Origin of the sequence: Microcoleus sp. ARI1-B5, from assembly GCF_036705795.1 — a bacterium.
In the GTDB taxonomy this organism is placed as follows: Bacteria; Cyanobacteriota; Cyanobacteriia; order Cyanobacteriales; family Microcoleaceae; genus Microcoleus.
The window spans coordinates 46666-71620 of sequence record NZ_JAUBVK010000009.1 but is presented as its reverse complement, the minus strand read 5'-3'; the positions used below and the strand labels follow the sequence as shown (position 1 = coordinate 71620).

General features: G+C 44.1%; 34 protein-coding genes. 18 read left to right on the top strand and 16 right to left on the bottom strand.

All coding sequences use genetic code 11. The annotated features are described in order from the left end of the window. Positions 1 to 308: 308 nt before the first annotated feature. The gene (gene crn3 / locus QUB63_RS15905; RefSeq protein WP_332946224.1) at positions 309 to 638 is read left to right on the top strand and encodes a CRISPR-associated ring nuclease Crn3/Csx3; all 330 of its coding nucleotides are present in this window, start codon (positions 309 to 311) and stop codon (positions 636 to 638) included. 86 nt (positions 639 to 724) lie between these two features. Here crn3 and QUB63_RS15900 read toward each other — a convergent pair whose 3' ends face one another. The 5 genes from QUB63_RS15900 to QUB63_RS15880 form a co-directional block, all read right to left on the bottom strand. Beyond that, positions 725 to 1321 (bottom strand): hypothetical protein, encoded by a 597-nt coding sequence (locus tag QUB63_RS15900; RefSeq protein WP_332946223.1) that lies wholly within the window; start codon positions 1319 to 1321, stop codon positions 725 to 727. Between the two features lie 84 nt (positions 1322 to 1405). Next, positions 1406 to 3805, bottom strand: a complete 2400-nt coding sequence (locus tag QUB63_RS15895; protein WP_442921810.1) for an ATP-binding protein — start codon at positions 3803 to 3805, stop codon at positions 1406 to 1408. Between the two features lie 331 nt (positions 3806 to 4136). Then, positions 4137 to 4346, bottom strand: coding sequence for a hypothetical protein (locus QUB63_RS15890; protein WP_332946221.1), 210 nt, complete (start codon positions 4344 to 4346; stop codon positions 4137 to 4139). 605 nt (positions 4347 to 4951) lie between these two features. After that, complete coding sequence (locus QUB63_RS15885; protein WP_332946220.1) at positions 4952 to 6085, bottom strand: adenylate/guanylate cyclase domain-containing protein; 1134 nt, start codon at positions 6083 to 6085, stop codon at positions 4952 to 4954. Positions 6086 to 6394: 309 nt separating this feature from the next. Beyond that, positions 6395 to 6682, bottom strand: coding sequence for a hypothetical protein (locus QUB63_RS15880; protein WP_332946219.1), 288 nt, complete (start codon positions 6680 to 6682; stop codon positions 6395 to 6397). 181 nt (positions 6683 to 6863) lie between these two features. On the opposite strand from QUB63_RS15880, the gene QUB63_RS15875 reads away from it, so the two are divergent. Further along, positions 6864 to 7793, top strand: a complete 930-nt coding sequence (locus tag QUB63_RS15875; protein ID WP_332946218.1) for a phosphoribulokinase — start codon at positions 6864 to 6866, stop codon at positions 7791 to 7793. Between the two features lie 165 nt (positions 7794 to 7958). On the opposite strand, the gene QUB63_RS15870 is transcribed toward QUB63_RS15875, so the two are convergent. Next, positions 7959 to 8180, bottom strand: coding sequence for a hypothetical protein (locus QUB63_RS15870; RefSeq protein ID WP_332946217.1), 222 nt, complete (start codon positions 8178 to 8180; stop codon positions 7959 to 7961). Positions 8181 to 8290: 110 nt separating this feature from the next. Here QUB63_RS15870 and QUB63_RS15865 point away from each other — a divergent pair, with 110 nt between their 5' ends. Further along, the gene (locus QUB63_RS15865; RefSeq protein WP_332946353.1) at positions 8291 to 9271 is read left to right on the top strand and encodes an ABC transporter ATP-binding protein; all 981 of its coding nucleotides are present in this window, start codon (positions 8291 to 8293) and stop codon (positions 9269 to 9271) included. Positions 9272 to 9611: 340 nt separating this feature from the next. Here the strand turns inward: QUB63_RS15865 and QUB63_RS15860 are convergent, their stop codons facing one another. Further along, positions 9612 to 11306 (bottom strand): NB-ARC domain-containing protein, encoded by a 1695-nt coding sequence (locus QUB63_RS15860; RefSeq protein ID WP_332946216.1) that lies wholly within the window; start codon positions 11304 to 11306, stop codon positions 9612 to 9614. Between the two features lie 384 nt (positions 11307 to 11690). Between QUB63_RS15860 and QUB63_RS15855 the strand changes: the two genes are divergently transcribed. From QUB63_RS15855 to QUB63_RS15835, 5 genes are all read left to right on the top strand, one after another. Further along, the gene (locus QUB63_RS15855) at positions 11691 to 12089 is read left to right on the top strand and encodes a pentapeptide repeat-containing protein (protein WP_332946215.1); all 399 of its coding nucleotides are present in this window, start codon (positions 11691 to 11693) and stop codon (positions 12087 to 12089) included. 84 nt (positions 12090 to 12173) lie between these two features. Further along, positions 12174 to 13376, top strand: a complete 1203-nt coding sequence (locus tag QUB63_RS15850) for a hypothetical protein (RefSeq protein WP_332946214.1) — start codon at positions 12174 to 12176, stop codon at positions 13374 to 13376. Positions 13377 to 13636: 260 nt separating this feature from the next. After that, entirely contained in the window at positions 13637 to 13984 is a 348-nt protein-coding gene (locus QUB63_RS15845; RefSeq protein ID WP_332946213.1) for a hypothetical protein, read from the top strand. Between the two features lie 3 nt (positions 13985 to 13987). Beyond that, on the top strand, positions 13988 to 14383 hold the full coding sequence (locus tag QUB63_RS15840) for an HNH endonuclease (RefSeq protein WP_332946212.1): 396 nt from the start codon (positions 13988 to 13990) through the stop codon (positions 14381 to 14383). Between the two features lie 108 nt (positions 14384 to 14491). Beyond that, on the top strand, positions 14492 to 14818 hold the full coding sequence (locus QUB63_RS15835) for a hypothetical protein (RefSeq protein ID WP_332946211.1): 327 nt from the start codon (positions 14492 to 14494) through the stop codon (positions 14816 to 14818). A 44-nt stretch (positions 14819 to 14862) separates the two neighbouring features. Here QUB63_RS15835 and QUB63_RS15830 read toward each other — a convergent pair whose 3' ends face one another. The 6 genes from QUB63_RS15830 to QUB63_RS15805 all read right to left on the bottom strand — a co-directional run bounded on the left by QUB63_RS15830 (position 14863) and on the right by QUB63_RS15805 (position 16850). After that, positions 14863 to 14994 carry a hypothetical protein gene (locus QUB63_RS15830; protein WP_332946210.1) on the bottom strand — a complete coding sequence of 44 codons (132 nt, stop codon included), beginning with the start codon at positions 14992 to 14994 and terminating at the stop codon, positions 14863 to 14865. Beyond that, positions 14985 to 15185 (bottom strand): hypothetical protein, encoded by a 201-nt coding sequence (locus QUB63_RS15825; RefSeq protein ID WP_332946209.1) that lies wholly within the window; start codon positions 15183 to 15185, stop codon positions 14985 to 14987. Before QUB63_RS15825 ends, QUB63_RS15830 begins: the two co-directional genes overlap by 10 nt. A 229-nt stretch (positions 15186 to 15414) precedes the next feature. Further along, positions 15415 to 15750, bottom strand: coding sequence for a DUF5615 family PIN-like protein (locus tag QUB63_RS15820; RefSeq protein ID WP_332946208.1), 336 nt, complete (start codon positions 15748 to 15750; stop codon positions 15415 to 15417). Then, positions 15734 to 16057, bottom strand: a complete 324-nt coding sequence (locus QUB63_RS15815; protein ID WP_332946207.1) for a DUF433 domain-containing protein — start codon at positions 16055 to 16057, stop codon at positions 15734 to 15736. The genes QUB63_RS15820 and QUB63_RS15815 overlap by 17 nt, the downstream gene beginning before the upstream one ends. 257 nt (positions 16058 to 16314) lie before the next feature. Next, a complete protein-coding gene (locus QUB63_RS15810) occupies positions 16315 to 16509 on the bottom strand; it encodes a hypothetical protein (protein WP_332946206.1) in 195 nt (64 codons plus the stop codon). A 122-nt stretch (positions 16510 to 16631) separates the two neighbouring features. Next, a complete protein-coding gene (locus QUB63_RS15805; RefSeq protein WP_332946205.1) occupies positions 16632 to 16850 on the bottom strand; it encodes a hypothetical protein in 219 nt (72 codons plus the stop codon). Between the two features lie 211 nt (positions 16851 to 17061). On the opposite strand from QUB63_RS15805, the gene QUB63_RS15800 reads away from it, so the two are divergent. The 3 genes from QUB63_RS15800 to QUB63_RS15790 are packed head-to-tail and all read left to right on the top strand — an operon-like array spanning position 17062 to position 18090. Next, on the top strand, positions 17062 to 17364 hold the full coding sequence (locus tag QUB63_RS15800) for a hypothetical protein (RefSeq protein WP_332946204.1): 303 nt from the start codon (positions 17062 to 17064) through the stop codon (positions 17362 to 17364). A gap of 19 nt (positions 17365 to 17383) precedes the next feature. Beyond that, positions 17384 to 17794: a hypothetical protein gene (locus QUB63_RS15795; protein ID WP_332946203.1), complete on the top strand. Its 411-nt coding sequence runs from the start codon at positions 17384 to 17386 to the stop codon at positions 17792 to 17794. Continuing rightward, complete coding sequence (locus QUB63_RS15790) at positions 17794 to 18090, top strand: hypothetical protein (protein WP_332946202.1); 297 nt, start codon at positions 17794 to 17796, stop codon at positions 18088 to 18090. Before QUB63_RS15795 ends, QUB63_RS15790 begins: the two co-directional genes overlap by 1 nt. Positions 18091 to 18179: 89 nt before the next feature. Here the strand turns inward: QUB63_RS15790 and QUB63_RS15785 are convergent, their stop codons facing one another. Next, a complete protein-coding gene (locus tag QUB63_RS15785) occupies positions 18180 to 18500 on the bottom strand; it encodes a DUF433 domain-containing protein (protein ID WP_332946201.1) in 321 nt (106 codons plus the stop codon). 137 nt (positions 18501 to 18637) lie between these two features. Between QUB63_RS15785 and QUB63_RS15780 the strand changes: the two genes are divergently transcribed. Next, on the top strand, positions 18638 to 18841 hold the full coding sequence (locus QUB63_RS15780; protein ID WP_332946200.1) for a hypothetical protein: 204 nt from the start codon (positions 18638 to 18640) through the stop codon (positions 18839 to 18841). Then, positions 18838 to 19110 carry a type II toxin-antitoxin system RelE family toxin gene (locus tag QUB63_RS15775; RefSeq protein WP_106150286.1) on the top strand — a complete coding sequence of 91 codons (273 nt, stop codon included), beginning with the start codon at positions 18838 to 18840 and terminating at the stop codon, positions 19108 to 19110. Before QUB63_RS15780 ends, QUB63_RS15775 begins: the two co-directional genes overlap by 4 nt. A gap of 171 nt (positions 19111 to 19281) precedes the next feature. Here QUB63_RS15775 and QUB63_RS15770 read toward each other — a convergent pair whose 3' ends face one another. After that, the gene (locus QUB63_RS15770; protein WP_332946199.1) at positions 19282 to 19935 is read right to left on the bottom strand and encodes a Uma2 family endonuclease; all 654 of its coding nucleotides are present in this window, start codon (positions 19933 to 19935) and stop codon (positions 19282 to 19284) included. A 22-nt stretch (positions 19936 to 19957) separates the two neighbouring features. Here QUB63_RS15770 and QUB63_RS15765 point away from each other — a divergent pair, with 22 nt between their 5' ends. Next, complete coding sequence (locus tag QUB63_RS15765) at positions 19958 to 20092, top strand: hypothetical protein (RefSeq protein ID WP_332946198.1); 135 nt, start codon at positions 19958 to 19960, stop codon at positions 20090 to 20092. On the opposite strand, the gene QUB63_RS15760 is transcribed toward QUB63_RS15765, so the two are convergent. Further along, positions 20089 to 21105 (bottom strand): adenosine kinase, encoded by a 1017-nt coding sequence (locus QUB63_RS15760; protein WP_332946197.1) that lies wholly within the window; start codon positions 21103 to 21105, stop codon positions 20089 to 20091. The genes QUB63_RS15765 and QUB63_RS15760 overlap by 4 nt on opposite strands. A gap of 92 nt (positions 21106 to 21197) precedes the next feature. Here QUB63_RS15760 and QUB63_RS15755 point away from each other — a divergent pair, with 92 nt between their 5' ends. The 4 genes from QUB63_RS15755 (at position 21198) to QUB63_RS15740 (ending at position 24705) form a co-directional block, all read left to right on the top strand. Beyond that, positions 21198 to 22763: a bifunctional aminoglycoside phosphotransferase/ATP-binding protein gene (locus tag QUB63_RS15755; RefSeq protein ID WP_332946196.1), complete on the top strand. Its 1566-nt coding sequence runs from the start codon at positions 21198 to 21200 to the stop codon at positions 22761 to 22763. Between the two features lie 29 nt (positions 22764 to 22792). Continuing rightward, positions 22793 to 23176 (top strand): hypothetical protein, encoded by a 384-nt coding sequence (locus tag QUB63_RS15750; RefSeq protein ID WP_332946195.1) that lies wholly within the window; start codon positions 22793 to 22795, stop codon positions 23174 to 23176. Positions 23177 to 23458: 282 nt separating this feature from the next. Continuing rightward, on the top strand, positions 23459 to 24253 hold the full coding sequence (locus tag QUB63_RS15745) for a YdcF family protein (RefSeq protein ID WP_332946194.1): 795 nt from the start codon (positions 23459 to 23461) through the stop codon (positions 24251 to 24253). Between the two features lie 218 nt (positions 24254 to 24471). Continuing rightward, positions 24472 to 24705 carry a hypothetical protein gene (locus QUB63_RS15740; protein WP_332946193.1) on the top strand — a complete coding sequence of 78 codons (234 nt, stop codon included), beginning with the start codon at positions 24472 to 24474 and terminating at the stop codon, positions 24703 to 24705. Positions 24706 to 24955 lie beyond the last annotated feature (250 nt).

The window sequence follows — 24955 nt, the reverse complement described above, 5'->3', positions numbered from 1 at the left end:
AAGGTATATGATTTTAAGTAAATCCACCTAATTAAACGTCAAATACAGATTGCTCAAAAACGAGCTGCTATCAGCATTCTTCCTTCTTCCTTCTTCCTTCCATCCGTTACATCCGTTACATCTCGCGCAAGCGAATCCGTTGCCGAACTTCCTTCTACTTACCAGAAAGAATTGGTTTAAAGCCCAAAGCTTTTTCGGGAGAAATTAAAATCCGACTATTCATTACTCCAATCCTCTTCCTTCCAGGTAGAGGTCGCTATCCCAGGTCAACTGTCAACTGAAAACAGCATTCAACATTTGTGCATCCAATGAATCCTATTGAATTAAAAATAATCCCCAATCAAACTCAAGACGGTTTAGCCTACCAACATTTGCGCTTGCGAATTACAACTCAAGACGGTATTATCACACCCGAGGACTTACAAGGTTTGAAACTTCCTCAAGACGTTCAATTCAGCCAAGGAATTGTCATTGAAGGTAGAGGAGCAATTTGGCTGTACGGGTATTTAGTGCACGAATGCCATCCTGCGGCTTGGGTTGGATGTTACGATCCGCGATTAGAAGGTGCCGTGGTAGTAGCGACGCACAAGCACGAGGTATCAGTTGGACAGGTAATAAAATTAAGTTTACCAAGTTAGTAAATTAGAAAAGGTTCGATCGTTCGGACTTCAGTCCGCATCAATCCGAGGACTAAAGTCCGAACGATCAAACAAATTGTACAACGTTATTCAATAAAACTTTTCAAAATACCGATGATTTTGCCAGGATTCCCCACAAAATACTCATTTATATCGATCGATATAGTTTGGTCTTCTAGCTGCATAAATTTCCAGAGACTGCCCGTTGTCACAACTCCGTAAACTTTCTTAATTTCATTACCTTTTTGTTGGTTAAACAATTGAGCTGCGATCGTTTCAGCCATACACTGAGCCAAACCCGATTCTATATTATCATTTTTGGCTTCGACTAAAGCAATAACCGGCGCTTCGATAATTAACTGTTCGGGCGATTTGCTAATCAGGAAATCGCAAAATCCGTTTAAACCTCTCTGGCTATCTACCGTAAAATCTTTACCTGAAAATAAGCCTATCCCATTGTCAAATTGTTTTCTGAGTTCAATCAAGATTGGCGCTACAATCATTTCAGAACGAGATTTTTCAGAGTTAATTGCTAGAGCTAGCGGAATATTGTACTCTAGGGTTTCCGACAAAAACTGGCTGTAGGTAGCCTCGGGAATTTCTGCAAAAAGTCCGAATTGTTCGGAGAGAGTTATGCCAAATTCTGACTTGATTTGTTCGAGCCTAAATTGGCTGTAGGGCATTTAAAAGACCCTCCAAGAGAATTGATCGGTCAAATTAAATGTTATCACGCGATCGCCCAAAAAACATTTAAGTTTAATTAAAATTTATCCTTTCACAGGCAAAACGATCGCAAACTCAGTGCCAACTCCTAACTCGGCATTCACCTCGATGGTGCCGCCGTGTTTTTCTTCCACAATCTGACGGGCAATTGCTAACCCCAATCCAGTTCCTTTCCCGACACCTTTCGTCGTGAACAAATGGTCGAATATGTGCTTTTTGACTTCCTCTTTCATCCCCGTGCCGTTATCAGCAATTGTAATTTTAATGTACCCTTCGCCCACTACATCAGTGCAAATCGTGATGCAGTTGGGATTGGCGGCAATTTCGCTAAAACTGCGCCCTTGATTTGACTCTTCTAAGGCATCGATCGCGTTGGCAAGCAGGTTCATGAAAACTTGATTCAATTGGCCGGGAAAACATTCGATTTTAGGGAGACTGCCGTATTTAGTTATCACTTCGATCTGCGGGCGGTGTTCGTTTGCTTTAAGGCGGTGTTTCAAAATTAAAATGGCGCTATCAATGCCGTCGTGAATATTAAAAGGAACTTTGTAGTCTTTGTCGCCTCGGGAGAAGGTGCGGAGGCTGGTACTGATGCTGCAAATGCGATCGCACCCGACTTGCATTGAATCAATCATCTTCGGTAAATCTTCCAAGAGATAATCGAGGTCTATCTCTTGGGCATGGTCGGCAATTTCCGATTGGGGTGCACCGGAGCGATACAATTCCAAGTGTTCCACAACATCTTTCAAACTCCTTTTAGCTTCGCTTAAATTGCCAGAAATAAACCCAATGGGATTGTTAATTTCGTGGGCGACTCCGGCGACTAAATTGCCCAAAGCCGACATTTTCTCGTTTTGTACGAGCTGTAACTGTGCTTGCTGTAAATCTTTTAAAGTTTGTTCTAGCTGTTGATTTTGCTGTTGCAAAAGTTCTTCTGAGCGCTTGCGCTCGCTGGCGTCAACACCCAAACCAATAATCCCGACCGTCTCGCCTTCGTAATTTTTTAACTGCACTTTCGTGATTTCTAAATAGTGTTTTTTTCCGTCAACCAATGTGAGAGTTTCGCTGGAGTAATGCGGCAAATCTTGGGCAAGGCAGGCAGCATCTGAAGTCATACAGCCCTCTGCATCCTCCCCCAGTATCTCTTTGTAATGATCCACAGCTAGGAAAGCGGAGAGAGGCACACCGATATCTTGACAAAATGTGTTGTTAAAAAACTGTACTTTTCCCTGAGGATTAACCATCCAAATCCAAATCGGAGCGACATCAAGAATTGCTTGTAACATTTGTTTCTGCTCGGCAAGCTGAGCTTCGGTGCGGCTGAATTTTGTTAGCAATCGCTCTAATTTTTGGCTGTAATCCTGAGATTTTTTATAAAGCAGAGCATTTTGCAAACTGATGGCTGCTTGGGAACAGAGGAGATTGAGAAGTTGCAGGCAATCGCGGGTAAAAACTCCTGCGGTTAACCGATTTTCTAGATACAAAATGCCGACTAAGTTGCCTCGATCGAGAATTGGCCAACACAGCAGGCTCTGCGGTTGGTATTTGAGGATGTAAGAGTCGGAATCCCAATCGCATTCTTGAGCGATATCCCGCACGATCGCAGGTTTCAACAAGTTTTTAACGCAGTCAACAATTTTGAGGGGCAGGATATCGCTGTTTTCATCGAGTGTTGCGGATCGTAAGCCTCCCGCCCGCTGGACACCCACATTGTCAAGAGCGCTCATCGCTGCGATTTCCCATTGATTGCCGTTTGGCAAAATCAGGACTGCTTTGTCAGCGCCTGTATTTGTCAACGCCAGTTGCATCAGTTTGGCAATCAGGCGATCGAGATTTCTTTCACTAGACAGCGCTTGACAAGCTTTGAGCAGAGTTGAAAAAATTCCGAAATCTGAGACACTCGCCGACACAGACGCATGAATGGATGGATGCAGCGATTGATTTTGGTTGGCAGGCGCTGCGAAAGTTGCTAATGGATTTGCAGCGAGTTTTGCAGGCTGCCAAATGGGTGACAACAATTGAGGATAGCATTTTTCTAATTCGTCAATTTTGGCTCTATCTCCCCAGCGGACATAGCAATCATAGGCGTCTATCATGTAGACTCGGGCAATTTTTTCTCTTCCCAATGACAGATAAAACTTAGCAGCGAGTTCGCAAGCAAGAGCTTCTTCATTCCAAGAGTCGTTAGCTTTAGCTCCGGCAATAGCTCGATCGTAAAGTTCCATTGCTTCTGCTTTCTTCCCGAAAATGCGCAGCCATTCTGCCTCAACCAGATCGAGCTTGTGCTGGTAATCGATCGGGCTGCGGTGCGCGCATTCTTTGAGTTTTTTCTGACTTGCCCAAACGCGCTTAAGGATTTTTTTGCGCTCCGTCGGTGCGGCACCTGCATAGATTGCCAAATGTGCCAGCGTATCGTAAAAGTTGTGTATCATAGTTACTAGCATTTCCTGCCAGACAATTTCTCCAATAAATTTGGCCTGCATTCCCCTGTCGGTGTGCTTCGGGTTACGGCTCGAATATATGGCGAATGCGTCGCCTATTTGTGCTAAATATTAGCCTAAAAATCTGTTTTTTTACTATCACTAAAAATCCCCATAATTGGAGTGGAATCTATTTGTAAATAACTGGACTCCGTTCGAGTGCGTCGAGAATGTCTGTTCGCTTGAGGACTATTTCGAGCGGTGCAATTAACTGCTGCTGATGCAACTCGATCGTATTCTGGGATCGCGGCGTCGCGGAAATCCTCCACAAGGACGTAACTGCCGGCGTAGGGTTTTATACTCCGGGCAGGAATTGTGCCGGGAATATCGATATTTTTGACCGTTGCGCGCCGGTTGCGAAACTCCCAGAGTTTGCGGAGGGCGGGTTGCCGATCCCGATGGCACGCGGCGCGACAGCCGATCGATAATCGGTGTAAAATTGCGCGTTCGGGCGATCTCCAGGCATCACCGCAGTCAAATCTACTACATCTACTGTTGCATCCATATCGGCTCACCCCAACCCAGACATTAACTTGAAAAAACTTAATGTATCTATCTTAGGGCATAAACATCATAATTTTCCATGTCTCGATCTCAAATTCCACTGAGCTGCTAGGAAACAACATTTTATACTTTTGCGATCGCCAGTGGAGCTTTTTACTTGCGTATAAATTTCGGCGCTTAATATTAAATGCCTTAAATGAACCCAAAAGACTGTTTTAACTAAGTAGTAATACAGGTAAAATATTGTATTAAAAGTTACAAATTAAAATAAAGTATATTTAAGAGAGGTCGATCGGCAAAATTTCCGCTCCCAGATTAAAACAATCTAACCTCAAAAACTCAAAATATAATCTATAAAAATTAGAGCAGTATTTCATTCTGAACAGGATTTTGAGTGTGTTTAAATTAAAATCAGCACTTCTTTGCGCTTGAGCCATGTTATTAAAACCGTTATTTTGACTGCTTATATATTGTGCCGCTCATCTACAGAATGACCAATGACTAATAACTCATGACTCATGACCACTGACTAATAACTAATAACTAATAACTAATAACTACTGACTAATAACTAATAACTAATAACTAAGGACTAAGGACTAATAACTAATTTCGCCCCCGCAACAAATAAGCCATCATTTCTCCTTTACCTTTAATCTCAATAGCCCCGCGCATTTTAAACGAAAATTTATCTTTCAAACGCTCGTAAACCGCAGCAGTCACCTGAATTTCCCCCGGAATACCGTTTGATTCCATCCGCTGAGCAACATTCACTGTATCCCCCCACAAATCGTAACTAAATTTAGTTAAACCAATGACTCCCGCCACCACCCCACCAATATTGATCCCAATGCGCAGACTAAAGCTTTGATTGTTTTTGAGATTGAAGCTAGCGAGAGCAGCTTGCATATCCAGTGCCATTTGGGCGATCGCCGGAGCGTGATTTTCCTGAGGTTCCGGCAAACCGCCGACTACCATGTAAGCATCGCCAATAGTTTTGATTTTCTCCAAACCGTGCTGTAACGATAACTGGTCAAATTGACTAAAAATTTGATTGAGAACTTTTACTGTTTCAGTCGCACTTTTTTGAGATGCAAAATTCGTAAATCCCACCAAATCTGCGAATAAAACGCTAACATCCGAAAAGCTGTCAGCAATTATGATTTGTCCTTCCTGCAAGCGATCGGCAATTGCTTTAGGCAAAATATTTAATAACAATTCTTCAATTTCTTCTTTCTGAAACTTGGTTGTTTCCAACAGCAACCGCGTTTCAATTTCTGCCTCTTCCCGAAAGGCAATTTCCTGCTGTAACATCTTATTTTTCTCCCTCAGTTGCAGTTCGAGTTCCCTCAGCCGCAATTGATTTTCAACCCTAGCCACCACCTCTACGGCTTCAAAAGGTTTAGTAATGTAGTCCACCGCGCCAGCATTAAAGGCTTTCAGCTTATTAGAAAGTTCTACCAAAGCACTCAGAAAAATAATGGGAATGCCGCGAGTGCGATCGCTAGCTTTCAAGCGACTGCAAACTTCATAGCCATCCATACCGGGCATCATAATATCCAGCAAAATCAAGTCAGGCTGAGTCAAATTGACAGAATCGAGCGCCAGTTGGCCGTTAGATGCAAGTCGTACTTTATAGCCTTTCCTCGATAATATCCGCTCCAGTAACGCTAAATTGTTAAGATTGTCGTCAACAATTAAAATACTGCCGCTAAATTGTTTAGAATATGGTTGATTCATCAGCTTGCTATGGGCTTATACCATTTGAGATTTGAGATTTCGGCGATCGCGCTCCTGGTCGCGATCGCTTGTCGGAGTGTCGAACGATTTGAGATTAGGAATCACTTAGTGGATATGGGTTGGGAGCTTGCCTACAGTTCCATTATTTTGGGAATGTGGTATTAGTTAAATTTAAGATTTGTTTAAATTGAGAACTTACGCACAGGTGCGTCGAAATCGGGTTTATTCACGAAGATACTTCATTGCAGCAGGTCAGAAAGATTAAAAAGAACTGGTTTCTGAGGGCGGGAGTACATCCTAAACTCAAATTTATCTTAATTTGTCAGGCACGGCGAAAGCTTTGGCTAAAACTTCATATTCCGGGTAAATTCGATCGCCCTCCGTGTCGATTGATTGACTGGAAAGTTGACTCACTGCTTGCTGCCCGTTTTGAAACCAAAAATATCCCATCACTGCCACCGCTGCTGCTATTTGCACTACACTCACAGACGAGCGGGACACTTGGCAGCGGTAATTTTCCCGAAATTCTGAGTATAGCCGGATGCAAAAGTACGATCGACATCCTGCGCGATCGAGAAATGGGCGCGATTTTTTCATCAGATGCTCTCTGAGTCTCCGGTGCCGCATTTTATTAAGAAATAATACAATAATTTTACAGATTGGGGAGACTCGGGAGGGGAGCAAGTCAAACCATGCGACTAGCGATCGGATCGAACCGAATTTTGATAAGATTTAATATTAACAACAAAATTTGCTATTGTCCGTCGGGGTAAAAACAATGAGCGATCGACCAATCATTCTCGGTATTGTCGGAGACAGCGCAGCGGGCAAAACCACCCTGACACGGGGAATTGCCCAAGTATTGGGGCCGGAAAATGTCACTGTGATTTGTACAGACGACTATCATAGGTACGACAGAAAGCAGCGGGCCCAAATCGGGATCACAGCACTGCATCCCGACTGCAATTATCTCGACATCATGCAGCAGCACCTCAGCCTGCTGCGCACCGGACAAGCAATTCTCAAACCCATTTACAACCACAAATCAGGTACATTCGACCCGCCGGAATACATCAAGCCCAGCAAATTTGTAATAGTTGAAGGTTTGCTGGGTTACGCAACTCGAACAATCCGCGATTCTTACGACGTAAAAGTGTATCTCGCTCCCCCAGAAGAATTGCGAACTCAGTGGAAAGTTAAGCGCGATGTTATGAAGCGCGGTTATACAGAAGAACAGGTACTTGCAGAAATAAAAAAACGGGAACCGGATTCAGAAGATTTCATTCGCCCTCAGCGCAAAGTTGCAGACGTTGTAGTTAGTTTTTACCCGCCAGAAGCGGACAATGAATCCAATTTGAGCGTGCGTTTAGTGCTGAGACCGACAATTCCTCACCCTGATTTTACTGAGATTTTAGGTCGAGGCAGCGAGAGTTTTAAGCCTGCAATTCGCTTGGGACTCGATCGCGATATGGGCAAACCAGTAGATGTTTTAGAAGTAGATTCCCACGCTACCAGCGAGCAAGTAAACGAACTGGAAAAGATTTTGTGCAACGAAATGCCCCACCTCCGGGGATTTTGCAGCGCCCAAGGCAACCCGGAAATTGGCAAACTAATCGGCACAACTGGCGAAGTTTTGCAAAGTTACCCGCTAGCTTTGACGCAGTTGCTGGTAGCATATCACATGATGAAAGCAATTCATGTGTATTAATTGAGTCATCAGTCAGAGTGCAGTGCGAGCGCGCCCGCTCGCGTGCGATGTTAGGAGCGAGGACGGTCACACTGCTGCGAATACTCGCGATTGCACCCTACAAATAGCACCATTTCGCCAGTAGTTTTATGTACATAATTTATTGGCGAAATGGCGAAATTTAAATTATATTATTGGTGTCACAATTAAGGATAAATCCTCAGTGCTGGCCTGCGTCTGATTAGCAATAGCAAGTTGCCCAACAGGCAGCGAGACTGGCAACTGACTTTGAGGTGCGGGCAGCATTTCGCCTCGGAAGTCCAAGACTGTGACGAGCAGCAGGTAGGCAACTGCTAAAATTATAGAAATCACGCCGGTGATAATAGCAATAATTTTTGAACGTTCCATATTCACAAAATTTTAAGTGCAGCTAATATGAGTTTAACATTAAAAAGAGCAATTATGACTAAACTTATGCAATAGAATATAATCAGGTGCTACTTATTTATATGACGAAAATGGAACCTGTTATAGATGCGCCAACTCCCACCGAGAGGCCCGGAGCTACCCCAGTGGTGGAAACATTTAATCTGGGGAAGTTCTACCGTACCGGCTTCTGGATGAACGAAAAGATTGAATCGCTCAAAAGTTGCACTCTGACTGTTTGTGAGGGGGAAACTTTCGGGCTGTTAGGGCAAAATGGAGCGGGGAAAACTACGCTGCTGAAGACTTTGCTGGGTATAGTGCGGCCGACTTCTGGCAGTGCGCTGCTGTTGGGGAGGCCTTTGGGCGATCGCACTGTGAAGCAACGAGTCGGCTACTTGCCGGAAAATCCCTACTTTTACGATTATCTCACGGGCTGGGAATTCTTGCAGTTTGCGGCGGGCTTGTTTGAAATTCCCGCCTCGATTCAGCGGCAGCGAATTCCGCATTTACTAGATTTAGTTGGGCTATCTCAATCGGCGGCAATTAAAAAACAGTTGCGCCAGTATTCTAAGGGAATGCTGCAACGGATCGGCATGGCTCAAGCTTTGATTAACAATCCCGATGTGGTATTTTTAGATGAGCCGATGTCGGGTTTAGATCCGATGGGGCGCTATCAGATGCGGGAGATAATTTTATTGCTGAAAAATCAAGGAAAAACAATTTTTTTTAATTCGCATATATTGTCTGATGTGGAGAAGATTTGCGATCGGGTGGCAATTTTGGCCCGGGGTGAGTTAATCTGCATTGGTGCGATCGACGAACTCCTCGGCAAAACAGAAACTTACCGGGTTCAAGGTAGGGGCGGCCACTTGAATATCCTGCAAAAATGGATACCGGATATGGAAGTTGATAATGATTTGTGGTACGGTCATTTACAAGGCAGTCCGAAGGAGTTTATTTCTAGTCTGAGTGGTACGGGAGGGCAGCTAATTGGGATGAATTTGGCTAAGCCTAGTTTGGAAGAGTTTTTTATGCAGCAACTGCATGAAAGAGGGATTTATTCGAGCAGTTGAATGGTGTTTTGTTAATACAGAATATCTGTAGGGAAACGGCAATGCCCAAGGCGTGTTAGTTAATTAACTTAACGCGCTTTCCCACAGTCCGGCGGGGGTTTAAACCCCCGCCTCAAAGCGAAAGTCCTCTTGCATAGGACTGATGAGTTCTTCAGTCCTATGCAAGAGGACTTTCGCTATAAGAGGGGGACTTGAGTCCCTGGCGGTCTTTCGGGTTAAGGCTTCGTTTTCTATCAATTCCGGTTGATTAACAATAATATCCGGCCGGGGCGGGTTTCGTGGATCTTTTGTTTATATCATAGATTTCGGCGAACCCGCCCCTACAATCATTATGTCTGTATTAAACATCGCTATCCTGCGGGAAATCTTCTGTAATATTCTGCACATCAGCCAACAATGGTAATGGCGGATGACTGCAAATCTGTTCTGGATAATTCCACTCTTTCAGATATTCATCAACTCCCGAAATAGCCGTCGCTGCTGCATCCAAATCCCCAGCTTGACACCCGTGATAATGCGCTCTCATCAAAGGTTTTATATCCTCGATATCTTGCCATTCAGATTCCGGTTTGAGGGGAATGCTGATAAAATAGCGGTAAGCTTGGCGGTGTGCGGTGCGAAAGTTTTCAGGATTTTGATGCAACAGCCGAGATCCCTTTTCGCGCACTAAGGGATGCAATTGATAGGACGATCGCTGACTGTCATAATACAGCAATTGCCGGCGTTTGAGCGCTTGAATAATATTTTCCTGAAGTTCGTACTTGCTAACTTCTGGCATTTGAGCGGCAATTGCTGCAAAATTTAGCGGATATTCTGCGGTTTGATAGACAGAAATTCGGCTCGTGCAAGTTTGCTCGATGTCGCTGAGGCGGGCGATCGTTTCATCGAGCAAACTCTCAATCGATCGAGTTAGCAACCAGTCTCTCTCTTGCAAAAATTTGCTAACATTGCCTTGATATTCGCTGTCATCGCGAATCAATGACGCTATTAGTTGCAAAGCTTCGGGATGTCCTCGATAGCGCAGGGCAAGTTCGGTCAATTCTTCAATTGTAGCGATTAAATTAAATGATGTCAATAGGGCAACAGCGCAATTTTTTGTCATTCCGTCGAGCCTAATTTCGCGAGTAATTGTTGGCGGCAATTCTGCCAAGCTTTCGCGGCTGATAAATACGATTTTACTTTGATGTTCTGTTTCTAAAAGTTGTTTGAACAACCAAGCATATTCCGCACAATCTTCGGCGAAATAACCGGCGGTTTTTGCTTCTTTTGTTTGCAAAAGTGTTTCGGCGCGATCGAACGCCAGCAAGCAAGGTTTTTCTCTGAGGATTTTGAGCAGGTTTTCGGTTTTTTTGAAATAGTCATTTTGAGGGGTGACGGCTGGGGTAATTTCGCCGTTGGAGAGGGTGAATAGCAGGGAGTCAATGGTGCGATCGAACGGTGGTGCTTTGCTTGTTGCAGATTGCAAGGATTGCCAAGCGACGGAGGCGAAGAAGGTATTTTCTGTGTGGAGTTGGCGAATTAGTTGGCTGGCGAGGGTGGTTTTGCCGGTGCCAGGTAATCCGACAATTGAGATGGCGATGGGAACCCCCCCCAGCCCCCCCTTGGTAAGGGGGGGAGCAGGAGCAGGCGACTCATTGGTAAGGGGGGGAGCAGTGATTAGGGTTTTTAAGGTGTCGATTTCTTTGGTGCGCTGTACCCAATTTCTGATGGGGGGTAAGTTTTCTGGTAGGGGGAAAGTGCGATCGGTTTGGGAGTCGAGGGCGATATCTGCGATCGAGGCGGCTAAAAGTAATTCTGTTTGTTTTATATCATTGCGCTCGATAATATCTTCCCAGTTATTGATTCCGACAGCTTTGCAAATATCGATAAATGTTTCGCGTCGAATTCGGTTTTGCGTCCAAAACCGCTTTAAAGTGGCTTTTGAAGTTAGAGCGGCTTTGCACCAGGTATCTTCAGTTTTATTCCATCCAAGATTGCGCCGCACCATATCAATAATTTTCAATCCTTCTTCGGATGCTCTGAGCAAACCTGCCATCTTTACTCCTATACCACAACTTTACCTCAATGGGATTATAGCTCACATCGGAGAGCCGAAAGATGAGCCAAATGAGCCAAATGAGCCAAATGAGCCTTTCACATTGAGCCAAATGGTGAGCCGTTGAGCCGATACAGAGCAAGGATTAGGGATTATTGTAGATACATGACTTTGGCTTTCGGATACAGTTCACGAGTGAAATCAAAGTCAGTAGATTAACTATCCTATGAACTTTATGAACTAAGTAAATGAACAAAGGATGCTCCTAGCACCGAAATTTACATCTCATTTCTTATGTTGAAAAGTTTACAAAATCGCCACCGAAATTTTTATTTTCTAGGATTACTGCTTTGGCAAGTATTCAATTATCTTGTGTTCCCAATTATGGGAGCAGAAGCTACTACGAATTCTGTCAAACCTGCTTCAGATAATAATTGGAGCTGTTATATGCAAACAGCAGATGGTAGAGTCGTGAATCTAACAAGCCTATGTACAAAAAAAAATCTGGATACAGTCAGGCAATTGTTGACAACTAAGCAATGCCAAAATTGTGATCTAAGTGGTGTGAATTTGAGTGAAGCTGACCTACATGACGCTAATTTAACTCGTGCTAATTTGACTAAGGCCAACTTAAAAGGAGCTAATTTGTTAGGTGCTAATTTAACTGGTGCTAACTTGAAAGGAGCTAATTTATTTGGTGCTAATTTAGCTGGTACTATTTTAAAGAATGCTGACCTTAGCGGTGCAATAATGCCTGACGGCACAATAAACAACTATAAATAATTACGACAGCGTAATATTCGGGTTAAATACAATTGCGTTCTTACTAAAAATTACGCATTCTATCACCATTAATTAGCAATTAACATGAAAACAATTAATCTACGCAAAGTTTGGATGCGCTTGCTGATCGTATTTTTAATAGCTATATCTATACCCATTCTGTTGGAATTAACAAATAGTAGCAGCCTAGCGCAAGTGTTAGTTCAACCAAAAGTTCGGAGGATTGGTCTTCCGTTTAAGGCTGGTCAATATTGGTATGTTTGCCAAGGTTACAATGGAACAATTAGTCATGGAAATACTTTTGCTTTTGACTTGTCTTTTGCAAAAAACAGTTTTAGACCAGGAGGAACAGGATGCCAACCAGGTACAAATAGTGCGTCCAACAATCAACCAGTTTTGGCACCTGTAACAGGAAATGTAACTTACATTAATGGTTGGAATGAATTTGTCTGTCTATCGCCGGAATCTGGGGGCGGGAGCCTATTCATTGGTCATCTAAATCCTGCTAGCAGAGTGAAGCCTGGACCTGTAGAAGAAGGAACTGTACTGGGTACGGTAAATCCAGAAAAATCTACTCCCAGCGGATATGCTCACATACACATTGAGCCACGTAAAAACCCGTCATGTACGGGTAATATAGCTGCGTCAGTCCCTCTTGACGATGCCAATGGGTTTCGGTTCTATGAGTCGCCTAATCTACCAAATACAGGAGCCCGCAACCAGTATTATGGAACAGAATTAGTAGGTCAGATGAGGCTTGAACCAAGGTTCCGTGTTGTTAATGACTGGGCAACAAAACGCGGTTACAGAGGCGGTTATCCAAACTTCCATTGGACTAATTACGGAAAAGGGCCTGTTTACGGTTCAATGCTAATAAAAACTTCGGCAGCAGATTGGAGAGATATACCAGCTAGTGAATTAGGCAACCCTAAAACCCCAGAAGAGCGGTTTCGGGCTATCAGTGATTGGGCAGCAAGAAATGGCTACAGAGGAGGATACCCAAACTTCCATCAGGCTAATTACGGCAGAGGTGTTGTCTACGGTGCTGTTCTCATCAAACGTGAAGCAGCAGACTGGCGGGACATCCCAGCTAACGAGTTGGGAAACCCTCAAACCCCAGAGGAACTCTTCCGCGCTGTCAGTAGTTGGGCCTCAAGAAATGGTTACGGGGGAGGATACCCAAACTTCCACTGGACTAATTATGGCAGAGGAGTGGTTTACGGTTCTGTCCTCATCAAACGTGAGGCAGCAGATGGGCGGGATATACCTGTTAATGAACTCAATTAGTGGTTAATTCTTTCCGAGTTTATTATATACTCAGAACTTGAAACTTTGTAGTCCAGCGATCGCCTTCTCATTTATCTAAAACCACTAAAACTGATCGCCCTTACGTTAAAAAGAGCGAGATCCCTTTCCCCCATCCGCGTCCATCAGCGTGCATCTGCGGTTCAAAAGTGATCTCGCCCTTACGTCAAAAAGAGCGATCGCCCTTTATCCTAAAAGCCCTAGAATAAGTAATAGCTCCTGTACTTTGAGGGTTTATAACAGTGACAACCATCACCATTGAAGTTCCCGACGAGCTCTGGGAGCAACTCGCACTCTTGGGCGAACAACTGCCAGAACTCTTGCGCCTGTGTGTCGAGCAGCCAGTGTTGCCATCCCGCACCTACCGCTATATTTTAAACTTTCTTGCCAGCGCGCCCACAGCGGAAGAAATCGCAGCCTTCCGCCCCACTCCTGAGATGCAAGAACGCCTGCGGATATTGGTAGCACGCAGCAAAGCCGGTGAACTCACGAACGCAGAACAACTAGAACTAGATGAATACGAGCGGATTGAACATCTAGTAATCATGCTCAAAATGGGCAACCTACCTTATCTCACCCGCCAATCTTGATTTGTGACTTATATTTCTGCCACCCTTCGCCGATATATTGAAGAACGCGCTTCCTACGGCTGCGAGTATTGTCTGCTGGGAATTTCTTTGAGTTTCTTTCCTCACGAAGTTGACCATATAATTGCTGTCAAGCATGGAGGTACAACTGATGCAGACAATCTTGCCTTCGCTTGCTGGCGGTGCAACCGATATAAAGGGACTGACCTCGGTTCTTTCGATCCCCAGACTGGCGCTTTTAGTTTCCTGTTCCACCCCCGGACGCATAACTGGCCCGAACACTTTACCTTAGATAATGGCAGGATTATTGGGTTAACCCCAGAAGGGCGCACAACTGTCAATTTACTACAGCTTAACAGCGATGAGCGACTGGCCGAACGCAGGCGATTCCCTTCGGGATAGCTTCGCTTCACGCTCTCAAGTTCAGAATAGTGCGATCGGAATCAGCACAAAGCTTAGCAGTTCCCCCGAACCTCAAGAGGAATCGCCAGCAGTTTTCTGAGGCATCCCATGAATATCACAGTGCTTTCAATAGAACCAGCGATCGAATTGGGAACATTCAATATCATTATATTGCTCGATCGCGATCGGCATCAGTTTACTATGACCGCAGAAACAGCCACAGCTTCAGGACAGACTATCCCGTTAATCAAGGGCGATTCGCATTTCTGCAAAACCTTTAGATGGAATCAGGAAGCCAGTGTCAAACTGTATAAGCTATTGTCTCAATTTAATCGCGGAGACTCTCTAGAATTCCCGATTAATCTGGGCGATTTTGAATTTATAGAAATAGAACGATTCTCTTTAAACAAGGAAGTCCAAATATCCGTGAAATGAGGAGAAAGTTAGTTACTTATAATGTGCGATCGCCCTTCTGATACTCATGCTCTTGATTCGATGGTGGGGATAACTTGAATTAGCCCCGTGTGAAAGGCTGTGTCGTAGGTAATAAGCGACAAATTTTCGAGTTCAGCTTGTGCCATAATCATGTCGATAAGGTAGCTTATTCCCATTTTTCCAGTTCCTCGAATGGTAAGGGTTCAAAAAAAGCATCACCGAGTTGTCCTGTCAGTAAACCAGGGGTGCGGGGCTGTGGCTGTTCTCGTCCTAATCCGAGACGAAAATAGTGAATCCAGTCATAGATTTCTGCGAGTTTGTCTTCGGGGATGTCTTGTAATTCTTCAACGATTTTCTGAATTAGCATAAATCCAACTCTCTGATGGTTGCTGGTTAATCGATCGGGCTACAAGGGTTGCGGCTTTGTCTATTATGGCTCATTCTACAGGGGTCTAAGTCGGCCACAGGCGGCGGCGAGATCCCTTAATTCTTCCCCATTAACTCACCTTCATCTGTGGTTGCTAAAAAGAGCGTAAAGCGAAGCTATCCCGAGCGTGAATCGCCCTTACGACAAAAAGTGCGAGATCCCTTCGCCCTCACAAATACTCTACCATTCCGACCATATCTTCTGGTGTGTAAATTTCATACAGCAAAATCAAAGTTTCTATTACTTGTCCGATCGAACGACTACCCTGTTTAAAATAAGCCACACCAGGATGATCCTTACTCATACCAGCCATAACTAGAAAATCTCGATCCTGAGTGACAAGCACTCGCTGCTGCTGTTGAATAAACAACCACTGCTGCTCATCCATCTTAGTCCTTAATCCGGCTTCTACCGTTGTCGTCACATCAATACCATAGAGACGTAACGCCCTAGCAATGTCACGATCTATATGCTCATCTAAATGAAACCTAATTCGCCGGCTCACCTTTTAATTCCTTTATTTTTGCTTGTAACCTACCTGGATTTTGACGCATAAATTCATCCACAAAAGCATCATCTTCTGCCATTTCTCTGTCAATTGCTTGGCGATGATCGTAATAATAAGCCATAGCGTCATAAACGGCGGCTACAAGCAGATCGTACTTAGTGGCAATTTCTAAAAGAGAATAACTCATTTTTAGGTGCATCACCATCACATCTTGTACGGCGATTCTCGTTCCAGCAATCCGGGGTTTCCCGCCTCGTATTCCCGGTGTCATTTCAATGTGTTCTACGCTTACTGTTGTTGCCATGATTTTTGAGTAGGTATGATTTAAAAATACTACTATTATAGCCCAAATATAGATTTTTACAAGCTCGCTCGTTGGGAATTTTGAATAATAGCGATCGCCCTTATTCCATCCTTCTCCATTCCCGTTCCGAAGCGGTTGCTAAAAAGTGCGATCGCCCTTACCACAAAAAGTGCGATCGCCCTTAATCACTCCACCTCTATTTGTGGTTAAAAAAGCGATCGCGTTCCTTAAAATCTTGGCAGGTTTTGCTAACAAATTTATACTTCTACTGTTGAGCTATCGAGCGAGATCCTGACTCGATTCAATCTTTGCAGGCGTTGCTGTTCTGCCAGCATCGCATTAATCTCTCCCAATTCTAAATTGACTTCTTGAACCTCCAAACGAGTTCGACGGAGATTAGCTAGTAAACGTTTAGATGTTTCTGGATCGGGGATGCGCGGTTGTTTATTCATGGCAAGTTATATTCCATCTTAACTTCTTCAATACTACGCTCCAGTGCCGGAATCCTTGCTTGGGTTCGTGCTATAGCTCGTTCTAGTAATTGTAACATATCACTAGAGGCAACAGGTTGAGCTTAAGCAATTTGAAGCTGGATAGTAGACAGTTGGGAGTAGGAAGATTCAGCATTTTCGGCTGCACTTTTCATTTCATCTAGTGCCGCAATCGTTGCGTCTGTCTCTCCAAACATTTCAAAAATGGTTAATTCCCAGGCTAAAGCTTTATTAACAATATTTAACGACTGCTGTTTTAATTGATTGATGATTTCAGTAGTTTCTGATGGTAAATCAGCCATATTTATACCCCGATAACAAGCTGCTATCATTAAAGCATAACAGAGTGTACTTTAACAACAGTGTCTATCCCCCTTTATCTAGTCCGATCGCCCTTACGACAAAAAGTGCGATCGCACTTAAAATCCGCATAAACAAACAACATCTAATTTGTTATAATCGACTAAAACTCCATAGATGGAGTTTCACCTAACTTTATAATAGCTTAAAGATATGTTTTGGATTCTGAAAAACTTAATCAGCACAGCTCCACAAGGACACCTCAGTTTAAACCTCGAACCCAAGTCAACAGAATATCGCGTTCTCATCAACGAAGCCGGACAAATTTTATTAGACCCAATAACCAACATACCCGATCGCGAGCAGTGGTTGTGGCAAAACCCCCAAGCATTAGCCTCAGTCAAGTGCGGCCTCGCACAAGCAGCTAAAGGTGAAGTACAGGATTTGGGTGACTTTTCGGAATATGCCGATCGGGATTTAAGCGTGATAAACGATCGTAAAATTAAATTAAAGTAGTGAAAGCTAATTCACATAAATGACAGACGAAACAAGACGAGAAATAGCGAGACGACTAGCTAGAGAACTAGCATTAAGGACAGTCATCCCACCTATAATACCCGGACAAGGCTTTCAAACTTTTGGTGAATTTAAAAGAACGATGGGGGTGGCAGGATCGGGGTTAGCGTGGCATCATATAGTTGGGCCAACAACATCAAATTTACAGATATTCGGGGCAGAAGCAATACACAATACAGGCAATCTTGTGCGGCTCGAACACGGTACGGGGTCAATTCATCAGGAAATTACCAATTTCTACAACTCTATCCAACCTGAACTAACGGGTACGGATACTCTAACGGTGAGAGGATGGCTCAGCACTCAATCTTTTCCAGAACAACAAGACTTTGGCATTAGAGTTATTATAGCTTTTCGAGGTACTGTTTAATGCTGACTCTAGATATCCAATCAATTCTCAATTCTCTTCCCAATGAAATTAGCTGGCAAGACATCGTACAGTTTGAAAAGCTAGACGATCGTGTTAGCATTGCTAATGACCTTTGTGCCAACATTATTGGTGTAAATGAAGGTACGATCGAATGGTGTCCCAATGAAAATCCACCCAATCATTTAGAAAAGCTGGTTTGGTGGTGGGTTGTGCGTCCAGATTTAGGAGCGGCGATAGCCAAAGAAGCTCCTCAAGAACTCAAAAATATTATCAGTCAATACATTCTGCAAAATTGACAAAAATTGTTGTAACATCAATTAAGCGTCGGCGCAACCCTCGCGCCACAGCAGATTTAACATTCTCATCTAAATGAAAGCGGATGCGTTCACTCACCTCTAATTTCCCTCAGCTTTTCCTGCAAACGAGAGGGTGGACTCTTGCGCTTCAACTCTTCGATCAAAGCATCTGATTCAGCAGTGCGGCGGTCAATTTCTTCTCGATTATCGTAATAGTAAGTCATGGCTGCATGAACCGAAGCCGGTGACAAATTATAGTCCTTAGCGATTTCTTCTATGGACTCTGCCATATTAAGATACATCTCTGCAATTTGTGCTACAGAAATTCGATGACCCGCAATGCGTGGTTTACCACCAAGCACTCCCGGTGTAATTTCAATATACTTTGTGATGACTGATTGCTTAGACATAAAACGTGAAAGGCTCTTATTTGCTAATTTTTAGAGCTATTTAATCTTAGCACAAACAGACTCAGGGCGATCGCCCCAAGGTTGTCAGCTATAATAGAAGCATCATTCCCTCCTAACTCATCTCACCATAAAACTGTATGAAAATAGAAGATTATCCACTTGCCAAAGAATTGATTTTCGATGCCGAGGGCAACATTAGTCAAGTCATTCTAGATTATAACGACTATCAGTATTTCCTAGAAGCGATCGAAGATAAAGGACTTCTCCAGGCTATGGGCGAAGTAAAAAATGAAACCCCGTTAAGTTTACAGCAAGCACTTGCCGAACTGGAAACAGAATGAAAGTCGAATACCTACCCAGTTTTTTGAAGGATTTAAAAGCTCTTAAAAGTACGCCTGTGTTTGAGCAAATCAAGGATTTTGCTTTTGCGGAAATTCCAAATAGTAATGATTTACAAACAATTGTTAACTTAAAAAAATTGAAAGGTGATGATAATGCGTATCGGCTTCGGGTTGGCGACTATCGAATAGGTTTTTATTTTGATGGCGAAACTGTTACTTTTGCCAGGGTGCTGCACCGGAAAGATATTTATCGCTACTTTCCACCATAAAGCTGTTTTTACTCTTACAGTTTGATTGGATAAAAAGCGATCGCCCTTAATCCATTTCCATCCCCGTCCATCGTGGCACGGGCCAAAAAGCCTGTGCAATAGTCCGGCTCAAAAAGCCCGTGAAGCGTAGCTATCCCGTAGGGAATCGCCCATTCCTACTATTTTCAAAACTCACTGCGCCAAAACTTCCCTAACTCTTTCCCGAAACAAACGCACAGCCGCCCTTTGTCCGATCGCCTTACTTTGTTCTATCAAACCCGGAATTTCTGCGATCGGCAAAAATGGAAAAGCCAAACTGTTCTCTCTCTCTTCGTAATTACCCTCAACTAATTGATACACTACAAGACATTGGTTGCGATATCTCCAGATTTCAGGAACCCCCAGAGAAGCATAAATTGAGAACTTATTCAAAGAAGAACTCGTGTAATCTGATTCTACCACTAAATCCGGCGGCGGATCGGCAGGTAAATTAATTTCATCTTTATCTCTAACTAAAGATTCATTTTGAATGTAAAAACAAGTATCCGGTTCAATAGCACGAGCTAAATCTTCCCGTTCCAGAGTCAACGCACCGAGGCTCATAGCTTCAATTTCTAACTCATCTGCTAAAGCTCCAATAAATAGTTCGAGCATGACTTTAGGTCTTTCATGTTTAGGTAATGGCATTCTGATTTCTAAAACTCCTTCAGCATAAGCAATTCTCCACGCTCTACCGTCGCCGACATCAGACATTATCGCTTTAAATGTCTGCCATTTAATGCCTGTCAAAGTAATTAGTTTTTCCTCGCTACTTTGTTGAGGAGGAGTCAATGTGGTTGTTACCATAGGAGGTATAATTAGTTAAGCTTTGATTGATTTTAACACGCCCTTCTCTTATCTGCATCTACTGTGGCACGGGCGTCCCGCCTGTGCGATGGAGCAGTTTAAAAAAGTGCGATCGCCCTTTACGACAAAAAGTGCGATCGCCCATTTCAATTCCTAACCAGAAATCACCTGATTCAGCAAATGAGCCTGAGAACCCTCAAGGCGAGGGCCGTGAATCTGCACCACCAAAGAAGCCAAATAATTGCCCCAACGAGCCGCTTGTACAGAACTCAAACCATTAGTAATTCCAAACAAAACACCGCCCGCAAAAGCATCCCCAGCACCCACAGTATCGATCGCCTTTACCGGAAATCCAGCCACATCAACAATCTGCTTGTTCTCCACCACCGTGCAGCCCTTATCCCCATTCGTGATAAAAGCCAAATCCGAAATTTCGCTCATCTTCCGAGCGCACTCTTCCAGAGAATCCTCCTTAAAAAAGCTCCGAACTTCATCAGAATTGCAAAAAATTACATCGCAATATTCCGAAACCACCTTGTGAAAATCATCCGCAAATCGATCGACCAAAAAGCCATCCGAAAAAGTAAAAGCCACCTTCACGCCCAGACGCTTAGACTGTTCCATCGTCTCAATGCTAGCCTTTCTCGGATCGGGAGCATCCCAAAGATAGCCCTCAACATAACTGTACTTGCAGTGAGACAGGCGATCGACATCAATATCAGTCGCAGCCAGAGTAGTAGAAACCCCCAAATTAGTACACATCGTGCGTTCCGCATCCGGCGTAGTCAGCACGACACAAGTACCCGTCGGCCCGTTCGACTCAGTAGCAGGATGCACGTTAAAATCAATCCCAGCCGCCAGCAAATCTTGGCGGTAAAATTCGCCGTTAGTATCCTTAGCAACCTTCCCCGAATAGTAGCCTTTACCGCCGCTCTGAGCCAAACCAATCATTGTATTTGCGGCAGAACCCCCCGATCGCATTTGCAGCGAATTGTGCTCCAAATCGTGCAAAATCCCCCCCTGCGTTTCCGAATTCATCAGCGTCATCCCGCCGCGACTCAGCCCGTGACTGAGTACAAATTCATCTTCCACTAATGCTAAGATGTCTACAAGGGCATTGCCCACGCCAAACACATCCACGGAACCGGATTCTTGATTGTTTTCTGTCATCACTAATTTTTGGTTTACACTAACTATCAACTCTATAATAAATCGGATTAAAGTCAACATCCCCAATCGAAAATCCCCAATCTAAAATTGATATGACCGCTCCTTCTCTCCCACCTCTGATTCAGCAGATGTTGCAGCCTGGGTTCTACCCGCACAGCGTCACAGAACCAGTGCAGCTAATTCAAACTCACATTTCCTTCGTTTTGCTGACAGGAGATTATACTTACAAAATCAAGAAACCCGTCGATTTTGGCTTTTTGGACTATTCGACATTGGAGAAACGGCAGCATTTCTGCACCCAAGAATTGCTGATGAACCGACGCACAGCACCGGAGATTTATCTGGAAGTTTTGCCAATTGTTAAAACTGGCGAGGCGTTTAAACTTGGCAGCAATTCACCCGATCTAACTCCCGCTGAAGTTGCTGTAGAATACGCGCTTAAAATGCGGCAGTTTCCTCAAGATTCGCTGTTGCTCAGTTTGTTGGAACGCGGACAGTTGACCGAGCAAATTATGGCAGACTTAGGGTGCGAAGTTGCCAAGTTTCACAGCACGGCAGTTAGTAATAGTTACATTCGCAGATTTGGCGAAGTCAGTCAGATTCGCAGAGCAATAGATAACAATTACCGGATTTCCCAAAAATATATCGGCGGGCCGCAGAGTCCGACGCAATATCAGGAAACTAAAGATTATACTGATGCGTTTTTTGAGGCAAATCAAGACTTGTTCGACCTGCGGGTTGCCCACAATAAAATTCGCGAGTGTCACGGAGATTTGCACTTGCGGAATATAGCATTGTGGCCAGATAAAATCTTGCTGTTCGACTGCATTGAATTTAACGAGCCTTTTCGCTTTGTTGACGTGATGTACGATGTCGCTTTTACAGTAATGGATTTGGAATCGCGGGGGCGCAGAGATTTAGGCAATGTTTTTCTGAATACTTACATCGAACAAACAGGCGATTGGGAAGGACTGCAATTGCTGCCGCTGTATTTGAGCCGTCAAGCTTATGTGAGAGCAAAAGTAACTTCGTTAATGTTGGACGATGCCTCGGTTTCTACTGATGAAAAAGCACAGATTTCAGAGACTGCCGCTCATTACTATAAACTGGCTTGGGAATACACAAAACCGCGCCGGGGAAAGTTAACTTTGATGTCGGGTTTGTCTGGTTCTGGCAAGAGTACAGCGGCTCGATATTTGGCCCGCCGCACTGGGGCGATTCACATTCGATCCGATGCTGTTCGCAAACATTTAGGCGGAATTCCTTTAAATGAACGGGGCGGGCAAGATTTGTACTCGGATGAAATGACGGCACTGACTTATGGTAGATTGTTAGAGTTGGGGATAGTTCTGGCCCAGGGAGGTTGGGATGTGATTTTAGATGCTAAGTTCGATCGCCAAAACTTGAGAACCGATGCGATAAATCAGGCTCAATCCCGCGGCTTGCCGCTGCAAATCGTTTACTGCACCGCACCAATGGCAGTATTGCGAGAACGACTGCAACAGCGCAGGGGCGATATTGCCGACGCCACAGCAGAACTATTGAGCTCGCAGCAAGCAGAAGAAGAACCTTTTACAGAATTAGAGCAAATTTCTGTAAAGATTGTAGATACCGCGGCCGACTTAGAGGTACAATTAAAATTGATTTGTGGGGAGTAGTTGCAGTGCGAGATCCCTAGCGAATTTGATTGTCTGCTAATATTGTCAATATCTTTCTGTATTATTACAAACAAAACTTGCAGCTCATGGCAAAATTTAACGGAGACTCCAAGGGGTTTAACCCCGCGCTGATCTGGTTTGTGTTGTTTACCGTTGGGTTTCGCTTAGTAGGATGTAGTCTGCCCGTGAGTCTCGGCCTTGGTGTCATCGGCGGTGTGGCAGCAGGCTTAATTGTTGCTTGGTGGCACAACGAACTACTACTCAACCCCAATACAGGTTCTAAGGATAAAAAATCTGATGCTATCCTCAATAAAGAAGTAGTGGAAACGGGGGGCAATAAATATATCAAAAGCTCCCGGCGTGAAGCTACTTCACTGTTGGACTGGCTTTCGAGTCCTGAAGACCGCCGCTAGCACGGAAAAAAGTTTTTAGTATTGAGTTTTGAGCTTTAAGTTAAAACGTTCAAAATTCAAAACTAAATAATAAAAATAAAAAACTCCTGTCAACCAAGTTACTAGACAATATTTCAGAAATCTTTGATTGATAGGTCAACCGCAGATTCAAGGCAGAGCGACGCAGATAATTTGAAGTCTTGAAAGCTTGGGAATGCAAGAGGGGTCTACTATTTACCGATTACCAATTACCGATTCGCCATTGCCCGTGCCCGCTAAATAGCAATTTTAATTCCTTGCTGAATGTTTCTATTTTTGTCGAAACTGCTGCCGCTGTTGATTTATCCTTTGGGGTTGAGTTGCTTGTTAATGATGGCGGCTTTAATAACTCTTTGGAAGCGTCCAAAATGGGCGGCGGCGCCAATGGCTGCGGCTCTAATTATTTTACTGCTCGGAAGCAGCGGTTGGGTTTCAAAATCGTTAGTTCGATCGCTCGAATGGCAAAATTTACCAACCGCCGAATTCCCTCAAGCATCCGCGATTATCGTGTTGGGCGGCGGTGTCAAAGCAGCGCTAGCGCCTCGCCCTTGGGTAGAATTGGGGGAAGCGGGCGATCGCATAATCTACGCTTCCCGGCTTTACCGTCAAGGCAAAGCTCCCCTGCTAGTGCTCAGCGGCGGTAGAGTAGATTGGAAAGGTGGGGGATCTCCAGAATCGGCAGATATGGCAGAAATTGCCCAAACAATCGGCGTACCGGCATCAGCAATTCTGCAAGATCCCGATTCGCACAACACTTATCAAAATGCCGTTAACGTGCGGAAAATCCTAGATGCTAAAGGTATAAAAGGGCCGGTTTTGCTAGTGACATCGGCGATGCACATGACTCGATCGCTCTTGATTTTTCAGCGTCAGGGAATAAAAGCAATTGCCGCACCAACAGACTTTCAGATTACGCAGCAGGATATCGCAGCATCCCAAAACAATGGGCAAGCATTCGCACTGGATTTGTTGCCGGATACCTATTATCTACATCAGTCAACTAAAGCTTTGAAAGAATACATCGGCTTAATGGTGTATCGCCTGCGGGGATGGCTTTAAGAGATTTTAGATTTGGGATTTTGGATTTTGGATTGAATATCTTAAGCTAAGAAGGAAGTTCGGCAGCGAGCAATGTGCGGGATGTAACGGATGTAACGGATGCAAGAATTCCCAATGACAACTGTCAACTGTCAACTGTCAACTATCAACTGTCAACTGCTATATGTTAGCTTAAAGTCATTACAGCCAATATTTGCCACAGTCGCCCCCAAACAATCATGTTGCCCCACGAGTTGCAAAACGTTGTCCCCGAATCGACCCCAGCAGCCGAAATTTTCCAACAGAACCAAATGGTTCGCGAGTTTTACGGCGAAATTAAGTACCGTCAAGAATTAGAACGTCACTGTCAGTGGTACTACGCTACAGCTAAGCAGCACCAGCAGGAATTGCAGAAAATGCAGGGAGATTTCAACATCTTCGGTTGGTTCTGCCGCCGACGGTCTAAAAATTAAGCATTAAACAAAAAAGATGGTTTGATCGTTCGGACTTTAGTCCTGCATATCGACTAAAAGCCTTAGAAAAAACTGAAGTCCTCACAACAAACTCTAGAATGTTACATAGCCGGATATGATAGCAGTTGCAAAAAGCAATGCAACTGTAGGAAATATCCAAACCCTTATCTCATCAGTCATATCATGTCCGGTCGATGACCATAACAATGAAAGTTAGTAGTGCGCCCGAAAGTCTGCAGCATTTGGCGGA